At 61.4% G+C, this 695-nt stretch carries 1 protein-coding gene and 1 pseudogene; both read right to left on the reverse strand.

The features are described 5' to 3' along the window. Nucleotides 1-249: pseudogene (locus ACXJKH_RS21720) on the reverse strand (hypothetical protein); the annotation flags it as partial. Nucleotides 250-336: 87 nt separating this feature from the next. Continuing rightward, a partial coding sequence (locus tag ACXJKH_RS21725) for a hypothetical protein (RefSeq protein ID WP_457322485.1) occupies nucleotides 337-695 on the reverse strand: 359 nt, incomplete at its 5' end.

Below are 695 nucleotides of genomic sequence, written 5' to 3' on the forward strand. Positions count from 1 at the left end.
CTCCTGCTGCAGCGTCCCCTCCATCAGAGCTATGCAACTTGCGCCAGGCAAGTAGAGATCGGCTATCACCAAGGTCGGGCGGACTTGGCTGACAAGCTCTTGGAAGCGCGCCGCCGTTGAAGCAATCCAGATGCGTGAGAACCGGCTTTCCAGTAGCTTTGCGGTCCCCTCCGCCACGAGTGTGTGCCCGTCGACCAGCAGAAGACTACCGAACTGCTTACGCTCCGGCGGGTTACAAACCATATCCACTGCAGCGTTCCTCGGTCGGGGGGATCCAAGCTAGCAGACCCGGTGACTACGGGGAAAGGGCATGGGACGGGCATTCGTGCTTGGCAGCTAGACGGGGGCCGGCGGGGTGGGCGCTGTGCTGGGCATCTCGGCTAGCAACCACAACAAGAAGGCGCCCTGTTCGAGAGTAGGGCGAATTTTTTGACCTGATCGGGCCCGCGACTCAAGCTCATCCAAGAACGCCGTGCCAGACGCGAAGTCAGTCACGGAGGGAGTCAAAAGTTCAGCCGCCGTCGCCAGCTCTGCGAGGTCAAGTGAGGCGTCGTCGCAGACGAGGGAGATCAGCGTGGTCTTGCCCAAGGCGGTAAGCCCGTGCTCTGGCGGTTTGGCAATCATTACCCATACAAATCCTGCATCCACGAGCTCAGCCGCCCGCGAAGGGGAGGGGCGAAAACCCTGTGCCACCA

The sequence above is a fragment of the Stenotrophomonas sp. P5_B8 genome (assembly GCF_054049855.1).